We start from the raw sequence: 21171 nt of genomic DNA, 5'->3' as shown, positions 1-21171 counted from the left end.
TGAGCCGCGCCATGCCCGGCGTGGTGGAGGTTGCCGCGCTGGCCGGCGTCTCCACTGCCACCGTGGACCGGGTGCTCAACCGCCGCGGCGGCGTGCGCCAGGCCACCGCGCAGCGCGTGGTGCAGGCCGCGGGCGAGCTGGGCTACCTGCCGGCGGACGGTCTGGCCGCCACGCTGGCGCCTGCGCCCCTGCGCGTGATGTTCCTGCTGCCGCGCAATACCAGCCGCTTCCTCACCATGCTGGGCGACATGGTCAGCTACTCGCAGGAGCACTGGGCGCCCTTCCACGTCAAGTGCCGCGCCGAGACGGTGGACAGCTTCAACCCCGAGGCCCTGGCCCAGGCGCTGCTGCACCATGGCAAGCGCTACGACGGCCTGGTGATGATGGCGCTGGAGCACCCCCAGGTGCGCGAGGCCGTGGCCACGCTGGCCGGGCGCGGCGTGCCCGTGGTCACGGTGATCTCGGACCTGGGCAACTCGCAGCGCGTGGGCTACGTAGGCCTGGATAACCGGGCTGCGGGCCGCACCGCAGGCTACCTGATCGGCCGCTTCATAGGTGTGCGCGATGCCAAGGTGGCCCTGGTCGCAGGCAGCCTGCGCTATGCGGCGCACCAGGAGCGCGAAGCAGGCTTCCTGCACGTGCTCGAAGAGCTGTTCCCGAAGCTCACCGTGGTCGGCCTGCGCGAGGGGCTCGACGACACCGAGAAGAACTACCGCCAGACACGCACCCTGCTCGAACGCCACCCGGACCTGGCCGGCATCTACAACATCGGCGGCGCCTCCGACGGCATCGCCCGCGCACTGCAGGAGTGCGGCGTGCAGCACAAGGTGGTGTTCATCGGCCACGGCCTGACACCCGACACGCGCGCCCAGCTCATCGACGGCAGCATGGACGCGGTGATCACCCAGAACCCCTTGAGCACCATCACCAGCTGCGTGCGCATCTTCGCCAACCTGCGCGACGGGCGTCCCGCCTTGTCCGGTGTGGAGACCACACGCAGCCAGGTGGTCTTTCGCGAGAACCTGCCCTGACCCTGGTGCCTGCGGGACCCTGGCCTGCGTCGGCCCGCTGCGGCCCCTGACACGTAAGCCGATGTAAGACCTGGCCCACAGGCGAACTGAGGCAGGGACTACGCGGCCTGAAGGTCGCTGCACGAACAATGCACCTGTACCAGCAACGTCTCCTGGTCGCCCCCTCGCCCGGCTTGCCGGCATCGGGGAGGGCAGATCCCATCCCCCTCCACAGGAGTTCAGAACACCATGCCTTCATCCGCACCTTTCCGCCTTGCCATTGCCGTTCTCGCCCTGGGCGCCCTGGCCGCCTGCTCCTCCACGCCACCGCCCACGGAACAGATGGCCGTGAGCCGCACCACGCTGACCCGCGTGTCTGCCGCACCCAGCGTGACTGCGACCGCACCCGTCGAACTGCAGCGTGCCCGCGACAAGCTCATGGCGGCCGAGAAGGCCATGGGCGCGCAGGACTACACCGCCGCCCGCCGCTTGGCCGCCGAGGCCGAAGTGGACGCCCGTGTGGCAGAAACCCGCGCCGATGCCGAGCGCAATGCCGCAAGCCTGGCCCAGGTGCAGGACGGCATCCGCGCGCTGCAGGAAGAAATCAACCGCCGCGCCGCGCCCGCCCGCTGATCGCATCAGCCCTACCGCGCCTGCCGTCACGCCCCGTGACCCCGAATCTTGAAGGAATACCCACCATGCACCCCATTCTTCGCCGTACCACTGCCCTGGCCACCAGCCTGATCGCTGCGGGCCTGCTGGCCGCCTGCGCCAGTACCGCACCTTCCGCCGCACTGGAGCAGGCCCGCACGGCAGTGAGCCGTGCCGGCACGGACCCTGCGGTGGCCCAATACGCCCCCCTGGAGCTCAAGCAGGCCAGCGATGCCCTGGCCCGTGCCGACCGTTTCTGGGCTGACAAGCACGATGAGGCCGAGACCAACCACCTGGCCTATATCGCCGCCCAGCGCGCCGAGATCGCCAACAATGCGGCGCGGGCCCGCATGCTCGATGCCAGCATCCAGAGCGCCAGTTCCGAAGCCGACCGCATCCGCCTGCAGGCGCGCACCCGCGAGGCCGATGAAGCGCGCATGCGCGCGGACGCCCAGGCGCGCAATGCCCAGATAGCCCAGGCCCAGGCCATGAGCGCAGAACAGCGCGCAGCCCAGCAGCAGGCGCAGGCCAGCGCAGCCCTGGCCCAGGCCAGCGCCGCCCAGGACCGCGTGCGCATGCTCGAAGCCCAGTTGCGCGAGATGGAGGCCCAGCAGACCGAGCGCGGCCTGCTCGTGACCCTGGGTGACGTGCTCTTCGCGTTCAACAAGGCCGAGCTGTCTGCGCAAGCCGGGCCTCGCCTGGACAAACTGGCCGATTTCCTCAAGCAGTTTCCCGAGCGCAAGCTGCTGATCGAGGGCTATACCGACAGCGTGGGTTCGGACGTGTACAACCAGGAACTGTCGGCTCGCCGTGCCGGCGCCGTGCGCGATGCGCTGGTGGCGCGGGGCGTGGACACCAGCCGCATCACGGCGCGCGGTTACGGCAAGGTCTACCCGGTGGCCGACAACGCCTCGCCCGAGGGCCGGGCAATGAACCGCCGCGTGGAGATCGTGATCGCCGACGACAAGGGCAACCTCAAGGGCCGCTGAAGCCCCCCGCCGGGCGGCGTGCCGCCCTGGTCCCCTCCCCAGACCGCGCCGCTCACGCCACGCGGTCTTTTGCATGGCTGGCGCGCCCGCACCGGCATGGCAATCGGGGAGCCGACGCCTCATCCGACAAGACGAATACGTCTAAGTGAGTATTCACACACATGTAACATCTGGGGCTTTGCCTGGGTGCATTGGATTGGTGCGTGCTCAGGACACTGGTAACGGCAATACCCCACCAGGGTAAGCCCCATGCGGGGCGGCACAGGTTTTGCTGTTCAATTTCTGCCACGGGCGGGTCATATGCATTTGTTACATATGAAGCCCATGCAGACCTGCTCACCAGAGTCCTTGAAGGAAACAGCCACCATGCATCCCATGCTTCGCAGCACCACCGTTCTCGCCATCAGCGCGATGGCCGCAGGGTTTCTTTCCGCTTGTGCCACGGCCCCGTCCATGGCGCTGGAGCGGGCCCGCACGGCCGTAGGCACCGCCAGCGCCGACCCGGCAGTCGCCCGGCACGCAGCCCTGGAACTGAAACAGGCCACCGAAGCCCTGGCACAGGCCAACAGCATCTGGAGCAAGACCAGCGACGAGGCGGAAACCAACCACATCGCCTACATGGCGGCGCTGCAGGCCGAGACCGCCACCAATGCGGCACGCGCGCGCATGCTGGCTGCCAACATCCGCACCGCCAACTCCGGCACCGCCCAGATCAGCCTGCACACCGAAGCGCAGACACGCCGCTGATGCGACCCGCCCTGCAACGGTGCAGGGCGTGCATTGTTTCAGGCAAACGTCTCGGTATCCACCTCGCTCGCGCTCTGGGCGCTGTAGCGGGGGCCCACGACGTTCTGCTGGTTGATGGCGCCATCGAGGGCGGCCATGGTCTGCGCGTCGAGTTGCACTGCGTCGGCACCCAGGTCGTCGTGCAGGTGCTCCACGCTGGTCGTGCCCGGGATGGGGATGATGTGTTCGCCCTTGTGCAGCAGCCAGGCCAGCGCCAGTTGCGCGGGGCTGCAGCCGACTTGGCGGGCTATCGCAAAGTAGCTGTCCAGTAGCGCAAGGTTGGCCGCGTAGGCCTCGGGGGCAAAGCGCGGCATCGCACGGCGGATGTCCTTGGCGTCCAGTGCGGACACATCTTTCAGATCGCCACACAGGTAACCACGCGCCACGGGGCTGAAGGCGACGAAGGCCACGCCCAGCTCACGGCAGGCTTCGAGCACCGCGATCTCGGGGTTGCGCGTCCACAGCGAATACTCGGTTTGCACGGCAGCGATGGGGTGCACCGCATGCGCGCGCCGCAGCGTAGCGGCCGACACTTCGGACAGGCCGATGCTGCGTATCTTGCCCGCGCGCACCAGGTCGGCGAGCGCGCCCACGCTGTCCTCGATAGGCACCTGCTTGTCCCAGCGGTGCAGGTAGTACAGGTCGATCACGTCGGTCTGCAGGCGGCGCAGGCTGTCCTCGCAGGTCTGGCGCAGGGTGGCGGGGCGTCCGTCGATCACGCGCACCAGTTTGCCGTCGCCGGCCACGTCCACGCCCTGCATGCCGCACTTGCTGGCCAGGGTGAAGCGCTGGCGGTGCGGCTTCATCACACGGCCCACCAGAGTCTCGTTGGCGCCAAAACCGTAGAGCGTGGCGGTGTCGAACAGGGTCACGCCTGCGTCGAGCGCGGCGAGCAGCACGCGCTCGCCCTGCTCGGGCGAGACAGGGGTGCCGTAGGCGTGGCTCAGGTTCATGCACCCGAGGCCGATGGCGCTGACTTCAAAGGGGCCAAGTTGGCGTGTCTGCATGGTGGTCATTGCTCCATGAAAAACGCCCGCAGCGTTCCATCTGCGGGCGGGCTGTGGGTGTCTGCAGGCGGATCTTACTGAAGCTGCTGCTCCAGGTCGTGCAGCACCTGGTAGCAGGCCAGCACGCTGGCCACGCTGGAGTTGGGCTCGCGGCCTTCGCGGATGGCGGCAAAGAACTCGCGGTCCTGCAGCTCGATGCCGTTCATCGACACGTCGACGTGGCTCACGTCGATCTTCTCGTCCTTGCCGTTGTACAGGTCGTCGTAGCGCGCCAGGTAGGTCGCGGTGTCGCCGATGTAGCGGAAGTAGGTGCCCAGCGGGCCATCGTTGTTGAACGAGAGCGACAGCGTGCAGATGGCGCCATTGGCAGCCTTGAGCTGGATGCTCATGTCCATGGCAATGCCCAGCACGGGGTGGATCGGGCCTTGCACGGCGTTGGCTTTCACGATAGGGCTATTGGCCTGGTAGGCGAACAGGTCCACGGTGTGCGCTGCATGGTGCCACAGCAGGTGGTCCGTCCAGCTGCGCGCCTGGCCCAGCGCATTGGTGTTGGTGCGGCGAAAGAAGTAGGTCTGCACATCCATCTGCTGGATGTTGAACTCGCCGGCCTGGATCTTCTTGTGCACGTACTGGTGGCTGGGATTGAAGCGGCGCGTGTGGCCGCACATGGCCACCAGGCCGGTCTCTTTCTGCAGCGCCACGACTTCCTGCGCACCCTTGAGGCTGTCGGCCAGGGGGATCTCCACCTGCACGTGCTTGCCGGCCTTCATGCAGGCGATGCTCTGCTCGGCATGCATCTGCGTGGGCGTGCACAGGATCACGGCGTCCACCTCGGGCAGGGCCAGGCTTTCGGCCAGGTCGGTGGTGACATGGCCAATGCCGTACCTGGCCGCCACTTCCCTGGTCTTGTCGAGGTCGCGGCTGATCAGCGAGACGACTTCGACACCGTCGATGTTCTTGATGCCGTCCAGGTGCTTGATGCCGAAGGCACCAGCGCCCGCCAGGGCGACCTTGATGGTCTTGTTCGTAGTCATGTCAGGAATTCTCCAGGATCAGGTGGCCCACGGCCGTGTTGGATGCGGGCACATGGTAGAAGCGGTGCACGAGCCTGGGCGGCTTGCCGCCGGCCACGTCGGCCATGGCGCCGCGCGCGATGAGCCACATCACGAGCTCGATGCCCTCGCTGCCCGCCTCGCGCACGTAGTCGATGTGCGGAATGCTGGCGGCGGCCTCGGGGTCGTTGATGAGTTTGTCGAGGAAGGCGTTGTCGAAGTCCTTGTTGATCAGGCCGGCGCGCGGGCCCTGCAGCTGGTGGCTCATGCCGCCCGTGCCCCAGATGTGCACGTTGAGGTCCTCGTCGTAGCTCTCCACGGCCTTGCGGATCGCCTGGCCCAGGTTGTAGCAGCGCCGGCCGCTGGGCACGGGGTACTGCACCACGTTGACCGCGAACGGTATCACCGGGCACGGCCAGGCACCGGCCACGGGATCGGGCTGGCCGCACATCAGCGACAGCGGCACCGTGAGGCCGTGGTCCACGTCCATGCGGTTGACGATGGTGAGGTCGAAGTCCTGCTGAATCACCGACTGCGCGATGTGCGAAGCCAAGTCCGGGTGGCCGATGACCTTGGGCACGGGGCGCGGGCCCCAGCCTTCGTCGGCCGGCAGGTACTCGGCCGCCGTGCCGATGGCGAAGGTCGGGATCATCTCCAGGCTGAAGGCCGTGGCATGGTCGTTGTAGACCAGGAAGACGACGTCGGGCTTGTTGTCCTTCATCCATTGCTTGGAGAAGTCATAGCCGGCAAACAGCGGCTTCCAGTAGTCCTCTTGCGTCTTGCCCAGGTCGAGCGCGGCGCCGATGGCGGGCACGTGCGAGGTGAAGACGGAGGCGGTGATACGCGCCATGTTCAGTTTCCTTTCTTTCCCGCAGCACCCTGCGGCTGGCGGTGCGCCTGGGCATCGCCGTCTTCGCCGACCACGCGGTTGCCCTGCGCCGAGCGGCCGCCGCCGATCATCATGTTGCGGTATTCGTCTTCGGTCATGCCGGTCATGGAGCCGGCCATCTGCTGGAAGCTCTTGCCATCGGTCGCGCCAATCTTCGCCAGGAAGTAGATGTTGCCGCCCAGGCGGATGCACCAGTTGAGGTCGCGCGCCAGCACGGCCAGCTTCTGCTCTTCGGTCATCGCCCACTCGTCGAGGTAGGCACGCTCGCCAGCCTTGAAGCGGGCGCGGTTGTCGGCCTTCATCAGGCTCATGCAGAACTGGTTGAGCCAGTAACCTTTTCGGCTTTGCTCTGCGTCGAAGATGGTCGTGCCGGGCACGTCCAGGTAAGGTTTGTCGAGGGACATGGCTTCAGCCTTTCACTTCCTCAGGCCAGTAGAGGCGCATGGGATTATCGACAAGGAGTTTGCGCTGCAATTGTGGCGTGACCGCGATGTGGGGAATGAAATCCACCAGCAAACCATCGTCGGGCATGTGGTCCTTGAGGTTGGGGTGCGGCCAGTCGGTGCCCCAGAGCACGCGGTCAGGGAACTCCTCGACCACGCGGCGCGCGAACGGCACCACGTCGCGGTAGGCGGCCTGCTCGCCATCGAGGGCCTTGGGGCCGGCCACGCTCAAGCGCTCGGGGCAACTGACCTTGCTCCACACGTTGGGATGCTGGCGCATGAACTTCAGGAACAGCTCGAACTCGGGCCCGTCCACGGGCTTGGTCACGTCGGGGCGGCCCATGTGGTCCACCACCACGGTGGTGGGCAGCTGCGTGAAGAAGTCCCACAGCTCGGGCAGGTCCACGGCCTCGAAGTAGATCACCACGTGCCAGCCCAGTTGGTGGATGCGCGCGGCGATCTCCATGAGCTCGTCCTTGGGCGTGAAATCCACCAGGCGCTTGACGAAGTTGAAGCGCACGCCGCGCACGCCGGCGTCGTGCATGGCCTGCAGTTCTTCATCGGTCACCGAGCGGCGCACGGTGGCCACGCCGCGCGCCTTGCCGCCCGATTGCACCAGCGCATCGACCATGGCGCGGTTGTCCGCACCGTGGCAGGTGGCCTGCACCACCACGTTGCGCGCAAAGCCCAGGTGGTCGCGCAGTGCATAGAGCTGCGCCTTGCTGGCATCGCAGGGCGTGTACTTGCGCTCGGGCGCGTAGGGGAACTCGGCACCGGGGCCGAACACGTGGCAGTGCGCATCCACGGCGCCTGCGGGCACCTGGAAGCGGGGCTTGCTCGGGCCGGCGTACCAGTCGAGCCAGCCAGGGGTCTTGGTGAATTCACTCATGCGGTGTACTCCTTGTGGTTCAGTCCAGCGAGACGTTGGCCTTCTTGATCACCTCGCCAAAGCGCTGGCTCTCGTCCTTGACGAACTGCGTGAACTGCGCACGCGTGGTCGGGAACTGCTCGTAGCCAAAGCTCTTGAACTTCTCCTGCACGTCTGCGCCGGTCAGCGCCTGCTCGATGTCCTTGCGGATCTTGTCGGTCACTGCTGCGGGCAGGCCGGGCGGCACGGCGATCGTGTTCCACCCCGTGACCTCGAAGCCCTTGGGCCCGCCCGACTCGCCCACCGTGGGCACGTCGGGGAAGCTCGTCACACGCTGGGGTGCGGCGACGGCCAGGAAGCGCAGCTTGCCAGCGCGCTGCAGCGGCCCGGCCGTGGCGGCGCTGCCCAGGGCAAAGGCCAGCTCATTGGTGGAGACGCCGGTGTAAAGCTGCGTGGTCTCCTTGTAGATCACGTGCTCCATCTGCGTGCCGGTGGCGCTCTCGAACAGCTCGGAGCCCAGGTGCACCGGGTTGCCCACCGACCAGGAGCCGTAGTTGAGCTTGCCCGGGTGGGCCTTGGCGTCGGCAATCAGGTCGCCCACGTTCTTGTACTTGCTGTCGCCGGCCACGGTGAAGAAGAAGTAGGTCTTGAACAGCGGCAGCAGCGCGTCGAAGTCCTTCACCGGGTCGTAGGGCAGCTTCTTGAACAGGCTGGGGTAGGCGGCCAGGTGCACGTTGTCCAGCACGATCAGGTCATGCCCGTCCTTTGCGCCGCGCTTGAAGGCGTCGATGGCGATGAAGCCGTTGCCGCCGGGGCGGTTCTCGACCACCACGGGCTGGTTCCATGCGCGGCCGAGCTTCTCGGCCACGAGGCGGGCCACGCCGTCCGGGCCGCCGCCCACCGGGAAGGGCGTGATGATGCGCACGGGCTTGGTGGGGAACTGCTGGGCCGCAGCCAATTGCGGCGCCAGGCCGGCAGCGGCGGCCACACCCAGGGCCAAGGCGGCGCGGCGGGAGAGGGAAGAGGAAAGAAGGCGCATGGTAGGTCTCGTCAATATCAAAACAGGTGCTGCGCCGTGCGCAGCGGTGCGACATCCGCCACACGGCAGACGTCACTGGAGCGGTTACCGCGTGGTGGCGGTCAGTCGATGTACCTGAGCCCGGCCTTCTCAAGCCCGGGGCGCATGTTGTACATGTCCAGGCCGAGCACGCCCGAGGCGAGCTTGGCGCGCTTTTCGCCCTCGAAGCTCTCGCGCTTTTGCGCGGCTTCGAGCGTTTCCACGGCGCGTGCGGCAGGCACGCAGACCACGCCATCGTCGTCGGCAACGATCACGTCGCCGGGCGTGACCCACATGCCGGCGCAGACCACGGGGATGTTGACCGAGCCCAGCGTGGCCTTGATGGTGCCCTTGCTCGATATGGCGCGGCTCCAGACCGGAAAGTTCATCTCCTGCAGCGTCTTCACGTCCCGCACGCCGGCGTCGATGATGAGCGCCCGCGCACCGCGCGACTGGAACGAGGTGGCCAGCAGGTCGCCGAAGTAGCCATCGGTGCATTCCGAGGTGACGGCCGCCACCACCACGTCGCCGGGCTGGATCTGCTCGGCAGCTACGTGCATCATCCAGTTGTCGCCGGGCTGCAGCAGCACGGTGACCGCCGTACCAGACACCTGCTGGCCGGGGTAGATGGGGCGCATATAGGGCTTGAGCAGGCCCACGCGGCCCATGGCCTCGTGTACCGTGGCCGAACCCAGTGCTGCCAGGCCGTCGGCGGCTGCGCGGTCTGCGCGGGTGATGTTGCGGTGGACAACGCCTAGTTCGTACATGTCAGAGCCCCTTTGCCTTCAGGCGTGAATCGAGTCGGGAGAACACGCGGCGCACGTTGCCTTCGTAGATCTGGTGCTTGTCGTCGCCGCTCAGGATCTTGCTGGCCTCGATGTAGCGCTTGGTGTCGTCGTAGTAGTTGCCGGTGGTGGGGTCGATGCCGCGCACGGCGCCGATCATTTCCGAGGCGAAGAGCACGTTCTTCACCGGGATCACGGTGTTGAGCAGGTCGATGCCAGGCTGGTGGTACACGCAGGTGTCGAAGAAGACGTTGTTCAGCAGGTGGTCTTCGAGCAGGGGCTTCTTCATCTCCTGCGCCAGGCCCCGGAAGCGGCCCCAGTGGTAGGGCACGGCACCGCCGCCATGCGGGATCAGGAACTTGAGCGTGGGGAAGTCCTTGAACAGGTCGCCCTGGATGCACTGCATGAAGGCCGTGGTGTCGGCGTTCAGGTAGTGCGCGCCCGTGGTGTGGAAGCACGCATTGCAGCTGGTGCTCACGTGGATCATGGCGGGCAGGTCGTACTCCACCATCTTTTCGTAGATGGGGTACCAGTGGCGGTCGGTCAGCGGCGGACTGGTCCAGTGGCCACCGGAGGGATCGGGGTTCAGGTTGATGCCCACGGCACCGTATTCCTTGACGCACTTTTCGAGCTCGGGGATGCAGGTCGCGGGGTCCACGCCGGGGCTTTGCGGCAGCATGGCCACAGGCACGAAATGCTCGGGAAACAGCGTGGAGACGCGGTGGCACAGCTCGTTGCAGATGGCCGCCCAGGTGCTGGAGACGTTGAAGTCACCGATGTGGTGGGCCATGAAGCTCGCGCGCGGCGAGAACAGGGTGATGTCGCTGCCGCGCTCCTTCATCAGGCGCAGCTGGTTGGTCTCGATGGATTCGCGCAGTTCGTCGTCGCTGATCACGAGGTCCGCCACCTTGGGCATGGCGGCCGGGTCCTTGATGCCGGCGATCTGCTGGTTGCGCCAGTTCTCCAGCGCCTTGGGTGCCGTGGTGTAGTGGCCATGGCAGTCGATGATGAGGCTCATTGCTTTGTGCTCCTTGGATCTTGGTATGCGGGATCAGGCGGGGTCCATGCCCTGGCGTTGCTTGGCCTCGGTGGCAGCCGAGGAGGCCAAAAAGTCGAGCAGCGCCTTTGCAGCCACGGGTTGCTTGCTGGCAGTGCCCACGCCCGACGAGAAGATGGTGGTGATCTGGATGGCCGGCGGCAGCGGGCCCACCACGGTGATACCCTCCACGTTCAGCAGTTCGCTCAGTTGCTGGAAGCCGAGTTCCACGTCGCCACGCGCCACCAGCGAGCCCACGGGCACCCCGGGCGGCGCCTGCACCATGCGGCCGGCCACCTCGTCTGCAATGCCCCAGCGCTCGAACAGCCTGGCCAGCGCCACGCCGCTCGGGCCGGTGGAGTAGCTGATGCTGCGTGCGGCCAGCACGGCGCTGCGCACCGCGTCTTCAGAGCCGATGTCGGGCAGCACTGCACCGGCGCGCACGGCCACGGCCACGCCGGAACGCACCCAGTCGGTCTTGCTCGCGGCATCGATGGTGCCTGCGGCAATGAGCTTGTCGATGGCGTCGGAGGCCAGCACCACCACATCGAAGGCCTCGCCGGCCTGCACGCGCTTGGCGGCGTCCACGCCGCCCACGGCTTCGATGACCGCGCGCTGGCCGGTCTGCTGCTCGTAGGCGGCCAGCAGTTCGGCCAGCACCTGGCGCGTGGCCATGGAGGAGATTCCACGAAGGGTGGGCGCACTCATGGGGAGGTGGCAGTCGCTGTATACATGCCGCCGATTGTGGGCAGTGCCGGGCCCGACATAAAGCCGGCACGGGCACTACCAGATATATCATTCTTCTATTGTTGAATTGGAGCTATTGCAAATAGCGGAGAGCACACCCCATGGACCTCAAGCAGATCGAGTACTTTGTGCGCGTGGCCGAACTGGGCAGTTTCACCCGCGCCTCGGTGGTGCTGGACATCGCCCAGCCGGCCCTGAGCCGCCAGGTGCGTCTGCTGGAGGTGGAGCTGCGCCAGAACCTGCTGGTGCGCAATGGCCGCGGGGCCATACCGACCGAGGCCGGCAAGCTGCTGCTGGAGCACGGGCGCGGCATCCTGCACCAGGTAGAAAGGGCCCGCGAGGAGCTTGGGCGTGTGCGGGGCGCGCTGGCCGGGCGCGTGGCCATCGGCCTGCCGCCGACCATGGCCAAGGTGCTCACGGTGCCGCTCACCCGCGCCTTTCGCGTGCAGATGCCCGATGCGGCCCTGGCCATCAGCGAAGGCCTGACGGTGGCCATGCGCGAATCGCTGACCACGGGGTTGCTGGACATCGCTCTGCTCTACAACACGCCCGCTTCGCCGGGCATCGAGATCACGCCCTTGCTGGAGGAAGACCTGTTCCTCGTGCAGCGCCGCCCCGTGGGGCAAAGCGACACCGAAACCGACGCCCAGGCACGGCAGCCCATCGGGCTGGAGGAGCTCACGCGCTTTGCGCTGGTGATCCCCACCCGGCCCAACTCCATCCGCATGCTGGTGGAGTCGGAATTGGCGGCCTTGGGCCTGCGCCCGCAGATCAGCCTGGAGATCGACGGCGTGGCCGCCATCCTGGACCTGGTGGCCGATGGCGCGGGCAGCGCGGTGCTGCCCATGAATGCGGTCACCACCTCGGGCAAGCCCGAGGTGTTCGGCACCCGGCCCATCGGCCAGGCGGGCGAGCCGCGGCTGCGCAGCAAGCTGTCGATGGCTGTGAGTTCGCAGCGCCCGGCCACGCTGACCCAGCAGGCCATGGCGGAGCTGATCCGCAGCACGCTGCAGACGATCTACAAGGCGCCCTGATCCCTCTTCGGTGCAGCATCCAGGTGCGCCAGCAACCGGTCGGCATAGTCCTGCCAGGGCGCATCCTTGGGCAGGCCCGCGAACACGCCCTCGCGCGCCATGGCCGCCACCGCCGACTGCTTGTGCGCAATGGCGCTGGCCATCAACGGCTCCACGCCGGCCTCGCGCACGGTGCGCGCGGCCTCGTGCATTTCTTCGGAGCGGCGCTGGCCGTGCTGCACCACGCGGCTGAAGAAGTAACTGCCCTGCCTTTTCCAGTCGATGGAGGGAAAGGTCTCGGCCAGCGTGGGCAGCACATGTGCCTCCACACCGTACTGCCGAGCGGTGGCATAGCTTTCGATCACCAGGGCTTCGAGCCCCTTGATCATCACGCTGCGGCACATTTTGATGGCGCTGGCCACGCCCAGCTGTTCGCTGACCGGCTTGGCATCCATGCCCCAGGCCTGCAGCACGGCGGCCAGCGCCTGGGCCTGTGCACCACCCAGCAGCATGGGCACGCGGATGCCATAGGGCGGCACCGAGGTCATGACACCCGCCTCCACATAGTGCGCGCCGCGCGCCTCGATCAGCGCGGCGGCCTGCTGCTTGGTGCCGGGCGAGGCCGAATTGAGGTCCAGGAACACGGTGCCAGGGCGCAAGTGGGCAACTGCTTGCTGCGCCACCTCCAGCGTGTGCGATGCGGTGACGGCCGAGATGATCAGGTCGCTGGCCAAGCACAGCGCTTGCACCGAAGCATGGGCCGTGACCCCGTGCTGCGCGGCATGCGCCCGCTCGGCATCGCGCGTGGCAGCCTGCGCGAACTTCAGGTCCCACGCCCCGACATCGGCCACGCCGGGCTGCGACTGCAGCCCCAGGGCAAAGGTCTTGCCGACTTCGCCATAGCCGATCAGGCCGATGTGCTGCAGGTCCATGGTGAGCCTCGGTGGTGGGGATCGCTGGCTACCGGGCCACACCCAGCAGCCGGTCCAGCAGCTCGGGCTGCGCACTCAGATCCGCCGCAGTGCCGGTGTGCACCACCGTGCCCCGGTCGAGCACGGCGGCATGGTCCGAGATCGCCAGGATGGCTTGCGGGTGCTGCTCGACGATGATGGCCGACAACCCCTCCTCGCGCGTGATGCGGCGAATGGCGCGCAGCAACTCTTCCACGATGATCGGGGCCAGTCCCTCCAGCGGCTCGTCGAGCAACAGCAGGCGCGGGTTGAGCACCAGTGCCCGGCCCACGGCCAGCATCTGCTGCTCGCCACCCGACAGCTGCGTGCCCAGGTTGGTCTTGCGCTCGGCCAGGCGCGGGAACATGGCGTACACCTTGTCCGGGGTCCACGGGGCCGCCGCAGCGCCCTTGCGGCCGGGCCGCGCCACGGCGGTCAGGTTCTCGTGCACGGTGAGCGACTTGAAGATGTTGCGCTCCTGCGGCACCCAGCCGATGCCGGCGGCTGCGCGTTCATGCGAGGGCAGGCGGTGCAGCGCCACGGCGCCCAGTGCCACCGTGCCCGCATGCTGGCGTGTGGCGCCTGCCAGGGTGTTGATCAGCGTGGTCTTGCCGGTGCCATTGCGGCCCAACAAGGCCAGGGTCTCGCCCTCGGCCAACGACAGGGACACGCCCTGCAGCACCACGGCTTCGCCGTAGCCAGCGCTCAGGCCCTCGATCTTCAGCAGCTCAGACATGCGCGTCTTCTCCATGGCCCAAGTACACCGCCTTGACCTGCGGGTCGTTGGCGATGGTGTCGGGGTCCCCCTCGGTGAGCACGGTGCCGTTGACCAGCACCGTCATGCGGTTGGCAAAGCTGAAAACCAGATCCATATCGTGTTCAATCAACAGCACCGAGACATCGGCGGGCAGCGCCGCCACGGTCTGCAGCAGCTCTTCGCGTTCCCCGGCCGGCACGCCGGCCACGGGCTCGTCGAGCAGCAGCACGCGCGGCTCGCAGGCCAGGGCGATGGCGATCTCCAGCAGGCGGCGCTTGCCGTAGGCCAGCACCTTCGTCGGCTCGGCCATCACCGCCGTCAGGTGGAATTGCTCCAGCAACTGCTCGCAGCGCTCGTTCACCGCGCGCTGCGCACCCAGCGGCTGCCACCACTTGCCGCCAAAGCCGCGCTGCTGCGAGACCGTGAGCGCCAGCGTCTCCAGCGGCGTGAGCGAGTCGAACAACTGGTTGATCTGGAAGGTGCGCACCATGCCGCGCTGCACGCGCTGGTGCGGTGCCAGGCGCGTGATGTCCCGGCCTTCGAGCACGATGGAACCCTCGGTGGGCTCCAGCACGCCCGTGAGCAGGTTGATCAGCGTGGTCTTGCCCGCGCCGTTGGGGCCGATCAGCGCATGGCGTGCGCCCTGGCGCAGGTTCAGCGTGACGTTGTTGGTCGCGGTGATGCCGCCGAAGCGCTTGACCAGGCCCTGCGCGGCCAGCACCACTGGCGCGTCGTTGACGGTGGTGGTGTTCATGCCTTGCGCCCTCCGAACCAGGTCCAGGGGCGGATCAGGCGATCGCGCCCCACCAGCACCAGCACCACCAGGAACAGGCCGATCCAGAAGGTCCAGTACTGTGGCGTCACGGCCGAGATCACATCCTGCAGCAGCTTGAAGCCGATGGCACCGACCACGCCGCCATAGAGCCAGCCCACGCCGCCGATCACCAGGATCAACATCACGTCGGCCGAGCGGTGGAATTCGAACAGGTCCAGCGAGGCAAAGCCCGTGGTCTGCGTGAGCAGGGCACCCGCCGCCCCCGCAAGTGCGGCCGCCAGCGTGTAGACCTGCGCCAGCTTGGCCGTCACCGGGATGCCGATGGCCATGGCGCGCAGCCGGTTGTCGCGGATGGCCTTGAGCGTGGCACCAAAAGGCGACTGCACTACGCGCCGCGCGAGCAGGAACAGCACCAGCAGCACGCTCATCGAGTACCAGGCCGCCGTGCGCCCGAACAGGTCGAACTCGAACTTGCCAAGCACCGGGCCCATGACCACGCCCTGCAGCCCGTCGGCACCGCCGGTCAGCCAGTCGAGCTTGTTGGCCAGCTCCAGCATGATCAGGCCCACGCCCAGCGTGACCATGAGGCGCGTGAGATCGGTGCCGCGCATGACGGTGAACGAGGCCACCGCGCCCAGCAACGTGGCAGCAGCGATGCCCACCGCCAGGCCGACCAGCGGGTCGGGCATCACGTGCTTGGCGAACAGCGCGGCCGCGTAACCGCCCATGCCGAAGAAGGCCGCATGGCCGAGCGAGACGATGCCGGTGTAGCCCAGGATCAGGTCCAGCGAGAGGGCGAACAGCGCCACGATGGCGATCTCGTTGATGATGAGCGCATGGCCGGGCAGCGCCAGCGGCGCGGCAAAGGCCAGCAGCCACAACACAGGCTCCCAGGGCCGCATGCGGCGGCTGCGCAGCAGGACGTTGGTGGACGATGCATCCATCACTTGCCCCCCTTGCGCACGAACAGGCCCTGGGGCCGCCAGATCAGGATCAGGATCATGAGGCTGTAGACGATGAAGGCTCCGAGCTTGGGGATGTAGTACTTGCCCGCCACGTCGGCAATGCCGAGCAGCAGCGCGGCCAGCAGGGGCCCGGTGATGGAGGAGGTGCCACCCACCGCCACGACGATCAGGAAGTAGATCATGAACTTGAGCGGAAAGCTCGGGTCCAGCCCCAGCACCTCGGCCCCGAGCGCACCGCCCAGGCCCGCCAGGCCCGAGCCGAAGGCGAAGGTGGACAGGAACACGATGTTCACGTTGATGCCCATGCCGGCGGCCACGCGCTGGTCATCCACCGAGGCGCGCAGCCGGCTGCCAAAGCGCGTGCGCGTGAGCACGTACTGCAGGCCGACGGTAAGGGCCGCGCACACCGCGATGATGAACAGCCGGTAGTGCCCCATGCCCAGCATGAAGGCCCCGCTGCCCAGCTCCGTGCGGCCCTTGAGCCAGGCGGGTAGCTGGATGATCTGGCCCGTGGAACCCACGAAATAGTCCACCGTGGCCACGGCCATGAACACCAGGCCGATGGAGAACAGCACCTGGTCCAGATGGGCCTTGTGGTACAGCGGGCGGTACAGCGTGCGCTCGAGCACCGCCCCCAGCAGCGCCGTGCCCACGAAGGCCAGCGGCAGGCACCACAGAAAGGGCACGTTCAGCCGCTGCATCAGCAGCACGGTGATGTAGCCGCCGGCCATGGCAAAGGCCCCGTGCGCGAGGTTGATGAAGTTCATCAGCCCCATGGTCACGGCCAGCCCCACCGCCAGGATGAACAGCAGCATGCCGTAGGCAACGCCGTCGAAAAGAATGGTCAGCATGCAATCACTTCAATAGAACACAGCACGGGCACGGCGCCGTCCGCTGGCCAGAGGAACACCCATCTTCGATACTGGCGTGCCCGACGCCAGCGCCACCGTGGAACTGGCTTCGCCAGGCCAGGGGTGACGTCCCCCTGTAGGGGGATGGCGCGAAGCGACTCAGGGGGTTACCTATTTCGTCTTGCCGGGATCTTTCACGTCCTTGATCACGTCGAACTCCACGTTGTAGAGCTGGCCGTTGACGCGCTCCACCTTGCGCAGGTACACGTTCTGCACGATGTCACGGGTCTGCGCGTCGATGAACACCGGGCCGCGCGGGCTCTCGAAGACCTGGCCCTTCATGGCGGCCAGCAGGGCGTCGCCGCCGCCCGCGCCCTTGGTGGTCTTGAGCGCTTCGTAGATCACGCGCATGCCGTCGTAGCCGCCCACGGCCATGAAGTTGGGGCGCAGGCCCTTGTTGGCCTTCTCGAAGGCTTCCACGAATTTCTTGTTCAGCGGCGAGGGGTGTGCGGCCGAGTAGTGGTGCGAGGTGACCACGCCCAGCGCGCCGTCGCCCATGTCGTTGAGCTGGTCGTCATCGGTCACGTCGCCAGTGGCGATGAGCTTGATGCCGGCCTTGTCCATGCCGCGCTCCAGGAACTGCTTCATCACCGCAGCGCCTGCGCCCGAAGGCACGAAGACGAACAGCGCATCGGGCTTGGCATCGCGCACCTTCTGCAGGAAGGGGGCGAAGTCGGGGTTGCGCAGCGGCACGCGCAGTGCCTCGGTGACCTGGCCGCCATTGAAGCTCAAACGCTGGTTGAAGAATTTCTCGGCGTCGATGCCCGGGCCGTAGTCGCTGACCAGCGTCACGACCTTCTTGATGCCATTCTTGGGCGCCCAGTCGGCCAGGGCCACCGACACCTGGGGCAAGGTGAAGCTGGTCCGCACCACGTAGGGCGATGCTTCCGTGATGCTCGAGGTGGCCGCAGCCATCACCACCAGCGGGGTCTTGGCCTGCGTGGCCAGCGGCGCCGTGGCCATGGCCGAAGGTGTGATGCCCATGCCGGCGAGCACATTGACCTTGTCGTTCACCACCAGCTCCTGGGCCAGGCGGCGCGTCACGTCGGGCAGGCTGGTGTCGTCCTTGACGATCAGCTGCACCTTCTTGCCACCGACCGTGTCACCGTTCTGGGCCATGTACAGGCGCGCGGCTGCCTCGATCTGGCGGCCGGTGGTCGCCTGCTGCCCCGTCATGGGCAGAACCAGGCCGATCTTGAAGACGTTGTCCTGGGCTGCGGCCGGCAGGGCCGCCAGGCCGCCGACCAGGGTCAGGGCGGCAGCGGCCGAGGCGCGCAGAAGGTGGCGTTTGTGCATGGTGCTATGTCTCCTGTGGAATGTCGTTGTGAATGTCGTTGTATACAGCGAGTGCTGGCCGGAGTCTGGTACGGCGAAGGGCAACGCACAAGCGGGATTTCGGACTTTTAGATATCGCCGATTGTGATAACTTGCAACAGTTATAGGTCAGGCGCTTTCCCTGATGAGCTGCACCCCGGGCAAACCCTGACCCTGTGATGCCTGCACGGCTGCGAGCAGGTTGCGCCGCGTGATGCGCGAGTGCTCGCGCATGATGGCCTCGGCCCGCGCGCCCTCGCGCCGATCTATGGCATCGAGCACCTGGCGGTGCTGGTCTTGCGCCACCACCAGCATGTCACGCGCGGCGGGCGAATGCGTCTGCACCACCACGAAGGCCGAGGGCGAAGCGAACGGCAGGCCCTTGACCCGGTCGAGCTCGCGCACGATGACACCGCTGCCCACCATGCGGCTGAGCAGGTGGTGAAAGCGCGCGTTGAGCGCCACATAGGCCGAAAAGCCCTCATCGTCGAGCGAGCGCGGCGCCAGCACGGCGTCGATCTCGTCCAGGCACTGCACGGTATCGGCCATCACACCTGCCTCCACCCCGCGCTCGGCCGCCAGCCGCGCGGCCAGCCCTTCCATGGTGCCGCGCAGTTCGATGGCGTCGGCCACATCGGTCTCCGAAAAGGTGCGCACCGCATAGCCGCCGCCCGGCAGGCGGTGCAGCAGCCCCTCCTGCTCCAGCCGCATCAGCGCGGCTCTTATAGGGGTGCGCGAGACGCCGAGCAGCTCCACCAGCGGCAGCTCGGCAATGCGCGCGCCACCGGCGAGTTCGCCGGCCAGGATCATCTCGCGCAGCCGCAACTGGGCCTTGACCGACTGCGATGCGCCGGCTTCGGACGCATCGCCAAGGGCGGCAAGGGCCTGGGGTTCGGGGTGGTTCATGGTCGGTGCGAAGCGGGAGTTCTGGCGTAAGGCCGAATGTATACAGAAATCCGCAAAACCTCCATTGCACTTCGACGTCGACCTATACAAAACAACACCTTATGGGATATGCCAGTGCGCGATAGCTGGTTTATGGCTTTTTTATGTATACAGAAACCGGACTTTTTCGCACAATCCATTCACGAACACAGCGATCCGCAGGCTGCCTGTATACCAAGCCTGTGGCGCGACACATCCTTCCCCCACGGAGAGAGACAAGCACCATGTTCCCCAAGAATGCCTGGTACGTCGCCTGCACCCCCGACGAGATTGCCGACAAGCCCCTGGGCCGCACCATCTGCGGCGAGAAGATGGTCTTCTACCGCCCGGCACCCGACCAGGTCGCGGCGCTCGACGACTTCTGCCCCCACCGCGGCGCGCCCCTGTCGCTGGGCACGGTCTGCGATGGCCAATTGATGTGCGGCTACCACGGCCTGCGCGTGGGCTGCGACGGCAAGGCCGTTTCGATGCCGGGCCAGCGCGTGCAGGGCTTTCCACGCACGCGCAGCTTTCCGGTGGTCGAGCGCTACGGCTTCATCTGGGTCTGGCCCGGCGATGCCGCGCAGGCCGACCCCGCCAAGATCCACCACCTCGCGTGGGCCGAGAACCCCGAGTGGGCCTATGGCGGCGGGCTGTACCACATTGCCTGCGACTACCGGCTGATGGTCGACAACCTGATGGACCTGACGCACGAGACCTATGTGCACTCCAACAGCATCGGCCAGAAGGAGATCGACGAGGTGCCGTGCAAGACCCGCGTCGAGGGCGACGAGGTCATCACCAGCCGTTTCATGGAAGGTATCCAGGCGCCCCCGTTCTGGCAGATGGCGCTGCGCATGAACGGCCTGCCCGACGACCAGCCCGTGGACCGCTGGCAGATCTGCCACTTCACACCACCGAGCCACGTGCTGATCGAGGTGGGCGTGGCGCTCGCCGGCCACGGCGGCTACGAAGCCCCGGCCGATAAGAAGGCGTCGAGCATCGTCGTGGACTTCATCACGCCCGAGACCGAGACCTCGATCCACTACTTCTGGGGCATGGCGCGCCACTTCAAACCCGACGATCCGGCCCTCACCGCGCAGATCCGCGAAGGCCAGGGCAAGATCTTTTCCGAAGACCGCGAAATGCTGGAGCTGCAGCAGCTGAACCTGCTGCGCCACCCCGAGCGCAAGCTGCTCATGCTCAACATTGACGCAGGCGGCGTACAGTCGCGCAAGGTGATCGACCGCACCCTGGCGGCGGAGCAGGCAGCATGACGACCGCGCAGGAAACCCTGCAGGTGCGCGTGGTGCGCAAGCAGGCCGAGGCCGAGGGCATCGCCAGCTTCGAACTGGCCCGCACCGATGGTGCGCCGCTGCCGGCCTTCAGCGCCGGCTCGCACATCGACGTGCACATCCCCGGCGGCCTCACACGCCAGTATTCGCTGTGCAACAGTGCAGGCGAGCAGCACCGCTACCGCATCGCCGTGCTGCGCGACGCAGCCTCGCGCGGCGGTTCCGCCGGCATGCACGATGCCGTGCACGAAGGTGACATGATCACCATCAGCACGCCGCGCAACCATTTCGAACTGCACCCGGCGCAGCGCACGCTGCTGCTGGCGGGTGGCATCGGTGTGACACCGCTCTTGTGCATGGCAGAACGCCTGGCCCACACCGCCGCCGACTTCACGCTGCACTACTGCACGCGTTCATTGGCACGCACGGCGTTCACCGAGGAGATTGCAGCATCCGCCATGGCGCCCCACGTGCAGGTGCACACCGACGAGGGCGGGCCCGAGCAGAAGCTCGACCTCATGGCCGTGCTGGCGGACGTCGCACCGGACGCGCGCCTCTACGTCTGCGGCCCCGCCGGCTTCATCGACCATGTGGTGAACACCGCCAAGAACCTGGGCTGGCCGGCGGACCGCATTCACCTCGAATACTTCGGTGCACCGGCACAAGACACCTCGGGCGACGGCGAGTTCGAGGTGCGCATCGCCAGCACCGGCAGCACCTACACCATACCGGCCGATATCTCCATCGTCGATGCGCTGCGCCCCCAGGGCGTGGACATCATGACCTCGTGCGAACAGGGTGTGTGCGGCACCTGCCTCACGCGCGTGCTCGAAGGCGAGGTGGACCACCGCGACATGTACCTCACCGACGAGGAGAAGGCGTCGAACGAGCAGTGCATGCCCTGCTGCTCACGGGCCAAGGGCAAGCTGCTGGTGCTGGATCTCTAG

At 67.0% G+C, this 21171-nt stretch carries 23 protein-coding genes; 7 read left to right on the top strand and 16 right to left on the bottom strand.

Annotation, left to right across the window (positions count from 1 at the left end; all coding sequences use genetic code 11):
* Positions 1 to 11: 11 nt before the first annotated feature.
* The 4 genes from ACSQ9E_RS30645 (at position 12) to ACSQ9E_RS30630 (ending at position 3397) form a co-directional block, all read left to right on the top strand.
* Positions 12 to 1031, top strand: a complete 1020-nt coding sequence (locus ACSQ9E_RS30645) for a LacI family DNA-binding transcriptional regulator (RefSeq protein WP_057200838.1) — start codon at positions 12 to 14, stop codon at positions 1029 to 1031.
* Between the two features lie 228 nt (positions 1032 to 1259).
* On the top strand, positions 1260 to 1643 hold the full coding sequence (locus ACSQ9E_RS30640; RefSeq protein WP_057200731.1) for a DUF4398 domain-containing protein: 384 nt from the start codon (positions 1260 to 1262) through the stop codon (positions 1641 to 1643).
* A 65-nt stretch (positions 1644 to 1708) separates the two neighbouring features.
* Positions 1709 to 2650, top strand: coding sequence for an OmpA family protein (locus tag ACSQ9E_RS30635; protein ID WP_436220003.1), 942 nt, complete (start codon positions 1709 to 1711; stop codon positions 2648 to 2650).
* A gap of 366 nt (positions 2651 to 3016) precedes the next feature.
* Positions 3017 to 3397 (top strand): DUF4398 domain-containing protein, encoded by a 381-nt coding sequence (locus tag ACSQ9E_RS30630; protein WP_436220002.1) that lies wholly within the window; start codon positions 3017 to 3019, stop codon positions 3395 to 3397.
* Between the two features lie 38 nt (positions 3398 to 3435).
* Here the strand turns inward: ACSQ9E_RS30630 and ACSQ9E_RS30625 are convergent, their stop codons facing one another.
* The 9 genes from ACSQ9E_RS30625 to ACSQ9E_RS30585 form a co-directional block, all read right to left on the bottom strand.
* Positions 3436 to 4443: an aldo/keto reductase gene (locus ACSQ9E_RS30625; protein ID WP_436220001.1), complete on the bottom strand. Its 1008-nt coding sequence runs from the start codon at positions 4441 to 4443 to the stop codon at positions 3436 to 3438.
* A 74-nt stretch (positions 4444 to 4517) separates the two neighbouring features.
* A complete protein-coding gene (locus ACSQ9E_RS30620) occupies positions 4518 to 5477 on the bottom strand; it encodes a Gfo/Idh/MocA family oxidoreductase (protein ID WP_057200728.1) in 960 nt (319 codons plus the stop codon).
* A gap of 1 nt (position 5478) precedes the next feature.
* Positions 5479 to 6345 carry a class III extradiol dioxygenase subunit beta gene (locus tag ACSQ9E_RS30615; protein ID WP_057267213.1) on the bottom strand — a complete coding sequence of 289 codons (867 nt, stop codon included), beginning with the start codon at positions 6343 to 6345 and terminating at the stop codon, positions 5479 to 5481.
* Between the two features lie 2 nt (positions 6346 to 6347).
* The gene (gene ligA, locus ACSQ9E_RS30610; protein WP_057200726.1) at positions 6348 to 6788 is read right to left on the bottom strand and encodes a protocatechuate 4,5-dioxygenase subunit alpha; all 441 of its coding nucleotides are present in this window, start codon (positions 6786 to 6788) and stop codon (positions 6348 to 6350) included.
* Positions 6789 to 6792: 4 nt separating this feature from the next.
* Entirely contained in the window at positions 6793 to 7716 is a 924-nt protein-coding gene (locus tag ACSQ9E_RS30605; protein WP_057200725.1) for an amidohydrolase family protein, read from the bottom strand.
* 19 nt (positions 7717 to 7735) lie between these two features.
* Positions 7736 to 8734, bottom strand: a complete 999-nt coding sequence (locus tag ACSQ9E_RS30600) for a Bug family tripartite tricarboxylate transporter substrate binding protein (RefSeq protein ID WP_057267211.1) — start codon at positions 8732 to 8734, stop codon at positions 7736 to 7738.
* A gap of 101 nt (positions 8735 to 8835) precedes the next feature.
* Positions 8836 to 9519, bottom strand: coding sequence for a 4-carboxy-4-hydroxy-2-oxoadipate aldolase/oxaloacetate decarboxylase (gene ligK, locus ACSQ9E_RS30595; RefSeq protein ID WP_428003174.1), 684 nt, complete (start codon positions 9517 to 9519; stop codon positions 8836 to 8838).
* Between the two features lies 1 nt (position 9520).
* Positions 9521 to 10555 carry an amidohydrolase family protein gene (locus ACSQ9E_RS30590; protein WP_436220000.1) on the bottom strand — a complete coding sequence of 345 codons (1035 nt, stop codon included), beginning with the start codon at positions 10553 to 10555 and terminating at the stop codon, positions 9521 to 9523.
* 33 nt (positions 10556 to 10588) lie between these two features.
* A complete protein-coding gene (locus tag ACSQ9E_RS30585) occupies positions 10589 to 11248 on the bottom strand; it encodes a substrate-binding domain-containing protein (RefSeq protein WP_436219999.1) in 660 nt (219 codons plus the stop codon).
* 173 nt (positions 11249 to 11421) lie between these two features.
* Between ACSQ9E_RS30585 and ACSQ9E_RS30580 the strand changes: the two genes are divergently transcribed.
* Positions 11422 to 12354, top strand: a complete 933-nt coding sequence (locus ACSQ9E_RS30580; RefSeq protein ID WP_436176043.1) for a LysR substrate-binding domain-containing protein — start codon at positions 11422 to 11424, stop codon at positions 12352 to 12354.
* Here ACSQ9E_RS30580 and ACSQ9E_RS30575 read toward each other — a convergent pair.
* The 7 genes from ACSQ9E_RS30575 to ACSQ9E_RS30545 all read right to left on the bottom strand — a co-directional run bounded on the left by ACSQ9E_RS30575 (position 12339) and on the right by ACSQ9E_RS30545 (position 18911).
* The gene (locus ACSQ9E_RS30575; RefSeq protein WP_436219998.1) at positions 12339 to 13265 is read right to left on the bottom strand and encodes a DUF1932 domain-containing protein; all 927 of its coding nucleotides are present in this window, start codon (positions 13263 to 13265) and stop codon (positions 12339 to 12341) included. The genes ACSQ9E_RS30580 and ACSQ9E_RS30575 overlap by 16 nt on opposite strands.
* Before the next feature lie 28 nt (positions 13266 to 13293).
* On the bottom strand, positions 13294 to 14019 hold the full coding sequence (locus ACSQ9E_RS30570) for an ABC transporter ATP-binding protein (protein WP_436219997.1): 726 nt from the start codon (positions 14017 to 14019) through the stop codon (positions 13294 to 13296).
* Complete coding sequence (locus ACSQ9E_RS30565) at positions 14012 to 14794, bottom strand: ABC transporter ATP-binding protein (RefSeq protein ID WP_436219996.1); 783 nt, start codon at positions 14792 to 14794, stop codon at positions 14012 to 14014. Before ACSQ9E_RS30565 ends, ACSQ9E_RS30570 begins: the two co-directional genes overlap by 8 nt.
* Entirely contained in the window at positions 14791 to 15759 is a 969-nt protein-coding gene (locus ACSQ9E_RS30560; protein ID WP_436219995.1) for a branched-chain amino acid ABC transporter permease, read from the bottom strand. Before ACSQ9E_RS30560 ends, ACSQ9E_RS30565 begins: the two co-directional genes overlap by 4 nt.
* Positions 15759 to 16631, bottom strand: coding sequence for a branched-chain amino acid ABC transporter permease (locus tag ACSQ9E_RS30555; RefSeq protein WP_305744455.1), 873 nt, complete (start codon positions 16629 to 16631; stop codon positions 15759 to 15761). The genes ACSQ9E_RS30560 and ACSQ9E_RS30555 overlap by 1 nt, the downstream gene beginning before the upstream one ends.
* Positions 16632 to 16802: 171 nt before the next feature.
* Positions 16803 to 17987, bottom strand: coding sequence for an ABC transporter substrate-binding protein (locus tag ACSQ9E_RS30550; RefSeq protein WP_436219994.1), 1185 nt, complete (start codon positions 17985 to 17987; stop codon positions 16803 to 16805).
* Between the two features lie 147 nt (positions 17988 to 18134).
* Entirely contained in the window at positions 18135 to 18911 is a 777-nt protein-coding gene (locus ACSQ9E_RS30545; RefSeq protein ID WP_428003167.1) for a GntR family transcriptional regulator, read from the bottom strand.
* Positions 18912 to 19174: 263 nt separating this feature from the next.
* Between ACSQ9E_RS30545 and ACSQ9E_RS30540 the strand changes: the two genes are divergently transcribed.
* Entirely contained in the window at positions 19175 to 20206 is a 1032-nt protein-coding gene (locus ACSQ9E_RS30540; protein ID WP_436219993.1) for a Rieske 2Fe-2S domain-containing protein, read from the top strand.
* Positions 20203 to 21171, top strand: a complete 969-nt coding sequence (locus ACSQ9E_RS30535) for a PDR/VanB family oxidoreductase (RefSeq protein ID WP_428003165.1) — start codon at positions 20203 to 20205, stop codon at positions 21169 to 21171. Before ACSQ9E_RS30540 ends, ACSQ9E_RS30535 begins: the two co-directional genes overlap by 4 nt.

Source organism: Acidovorax sp. LjRoot118, from assembly GCF_964253575.1.
Lineage (GTDB): Bacteria > Pseudomonadota > Gammaproteobacteria > Burkholderiales > Burkholderiaceae_C > Acidovorax.
This window is presented reverse-complemented; position numbering and strand designations above follow the sequence as displayed.

What these genes read in the sequence shown, in the direction of transcription:
- ACSQ9E_RS30600 (WP_057267211.1), bottom strand. Translation starts at nt 8,734, where the DNA reads ATGCGCCTTCTTTCCTCTTCCCTCTCCCGCCGCGCCGCCTTGGCCCTG.
- ACSQ9E_RS30625 (WP_436220001.1), bottom strand. Translation starts at nt 4,443, where the DNA reads ATGCAGACACGCCAACTTGGCCCCTTTGAAGTCAGCGCCATCGGCCTC.
- ACSQ9E_RS30535 (WP_428003165.1), top strand. Translation starts at nt 20,203, where the DNA reads ATGACGACCGCGCAGGAAACCCTGCAGGTGCGCGTGGTGCGCAAGCAG.
- ACSQ9E_RS30545 (WP_428003167.1), bottom strand. Translation starts at nt 18,911, where the DNA reads ATGAACCACCCCGAACCCCAGGCCCTTGCCGCCCTTGGCGATGCGTCC.
- ACSQ9E_RS30550 (WP_436219994.1), bottom strand. Translation starts at nt 17,987, where the DNA reads ATGCACAAACGCCACCTTCTGCGCGCCTCGGCCGCTGCCGCCCTGACC.
- ACSQ9E_RS30635 (WP_436220003.1), top strand. Translation starts at nt 1,709, where the DNA reads ATGCACCCCATTCTTCGCCGTACCACTGCCCTGGCCACCAGCCTGATC.
- ACSQ9E_RS30620 (WP_057200728.1), bottom strand. Translation starts at nt 5,477, where the DNA reads ATGACTACGAACAAGACCATCAAGGTCGCCCTGGCGGGCGCTGGTGCC.
- ACSQ9E_RS30570 (WP_436219997.1), bottom strand. Translation starts at nt 14,019, where the DNA reads ATGTCTGAGCTGCTGAAGATCGAGGGCCTGAGCGCTGGCTACGGCGAA.
- ACSQ9E_RS30590 (WP_436220000.1), bottom strand. Translation starts at nt 10,555, where the DNA reads ATGAGCCTCATCATCGACTGCCATGGCCACTACACCACGGCACCCAAG.
- ACSQ9E_RS30645 (WP_057200838.1), top strand. Translation starts at nt 12, where the DNA reads ATGCCCGGCGTGGTGGAGGTTGCCGCGCTGGCCGGCGTCTCCACTGCC.
- ACSQ9E_RS30540 (WP_436219993.1), top strand. Translation starts at nt 19,175, where the DNA reads ATGTTCCCCAAGAATGCCTGGTACGTCGCCTGCACCCCCGACGAGATT.
- ACSQ9E_RS30580 (WP_436176043.1), top strand. Translation starts at nt 11,422, where the DNA reads ATGGACCTCAAGCAGATCGAGTACTTTGTGCGCGTGGCCGAACTGGGC.
- ACSQ9E_RS30605 (WP_057200725.1), bottom strand. Translation starts at nt 7,716, where the DNA reads ATGAGTGAATTCACCAAGACCCCTGGCTGGCTCGACTGGTACGCCGGC.
- ligK (WP_428003174.1), bottom strand. Translation starts at nt 9,519, where the DNA reads ATGTACGAACTAGGCGTTGTCCACCGCAACATCACCCGCGCAGACCGC.
- ACSQ9E_RS30555 (WP_305744455.1), bottom strand. Translation starts at nt 16,631, where the DNA reads ATGCTGACCATTCTTTTCGACGGCGTTGCCTACGGCATGCTGCTGTTC.
- ACSQ9E_RS30640 (WP_057200731.1), top strand. Translation starts at nt 1,260, where the DNA reads ATGCCTTCATCCGCACCTTTCCGCCTTGCCATTGCCGTTCTCGCCCTG.
- ligA (WP_057200726.1), bottom strand. Translation starts at nt 6,788, where the DNA reads ATGTCCCTCGACAAACCTTACCTGGACGTGCCCGGCACGACCATCTTC.
- ACSQ9E_RS30560 (WP_436219995.1), bottom strand. Translation starts at nt 15,759, where the DNA reads ATGGATGCATCGTCCACCAACGTCCTGCTGCGCAGCCGCCGCATGCGG.
- ACSQ9E_RS30615 (WP_057267213.1), bottom strand. Translation starts at nt 6,345, where the DNA reads ATGGCGCGTATCACCGCCTCCGTCTTCACCTCGCACGTGCCCGCCATC.
- ACSQ9E_RS30585 (WP_436219999.1), bottom strand. Translation starts at nt 11,248, where the DNA reads ATGGCCACGCGCCAGGTGCTGGCCGAACTGCTGGCCGCCTACGAGCAG.
- ACSQ9E_RS30565 (WP_436219996.1), bottom strand. Translation starts at nt 14,794, where the DNA reads ATGAACACCACCACCGTCAACGACGCGCCAGTGGTGCTGGCCGCGCAG.
- ACSQ9E_RS30575 (WP_436219998.1), bottom strand. Translation starts at nt 13,265, where the DNA reads ATGGACCTGCAGCACATCGGCCTGATCGGCTATGGCGAAGTCGGCAAG.
- ACSQ9E_RS30630 (WP_436220002.1), top strand. Translation starts at nt 3,017, where the DNA reads ATGCATCCCATGCTTCGCAGCACCACCGTTCTCGCCATCAGCGCGATG.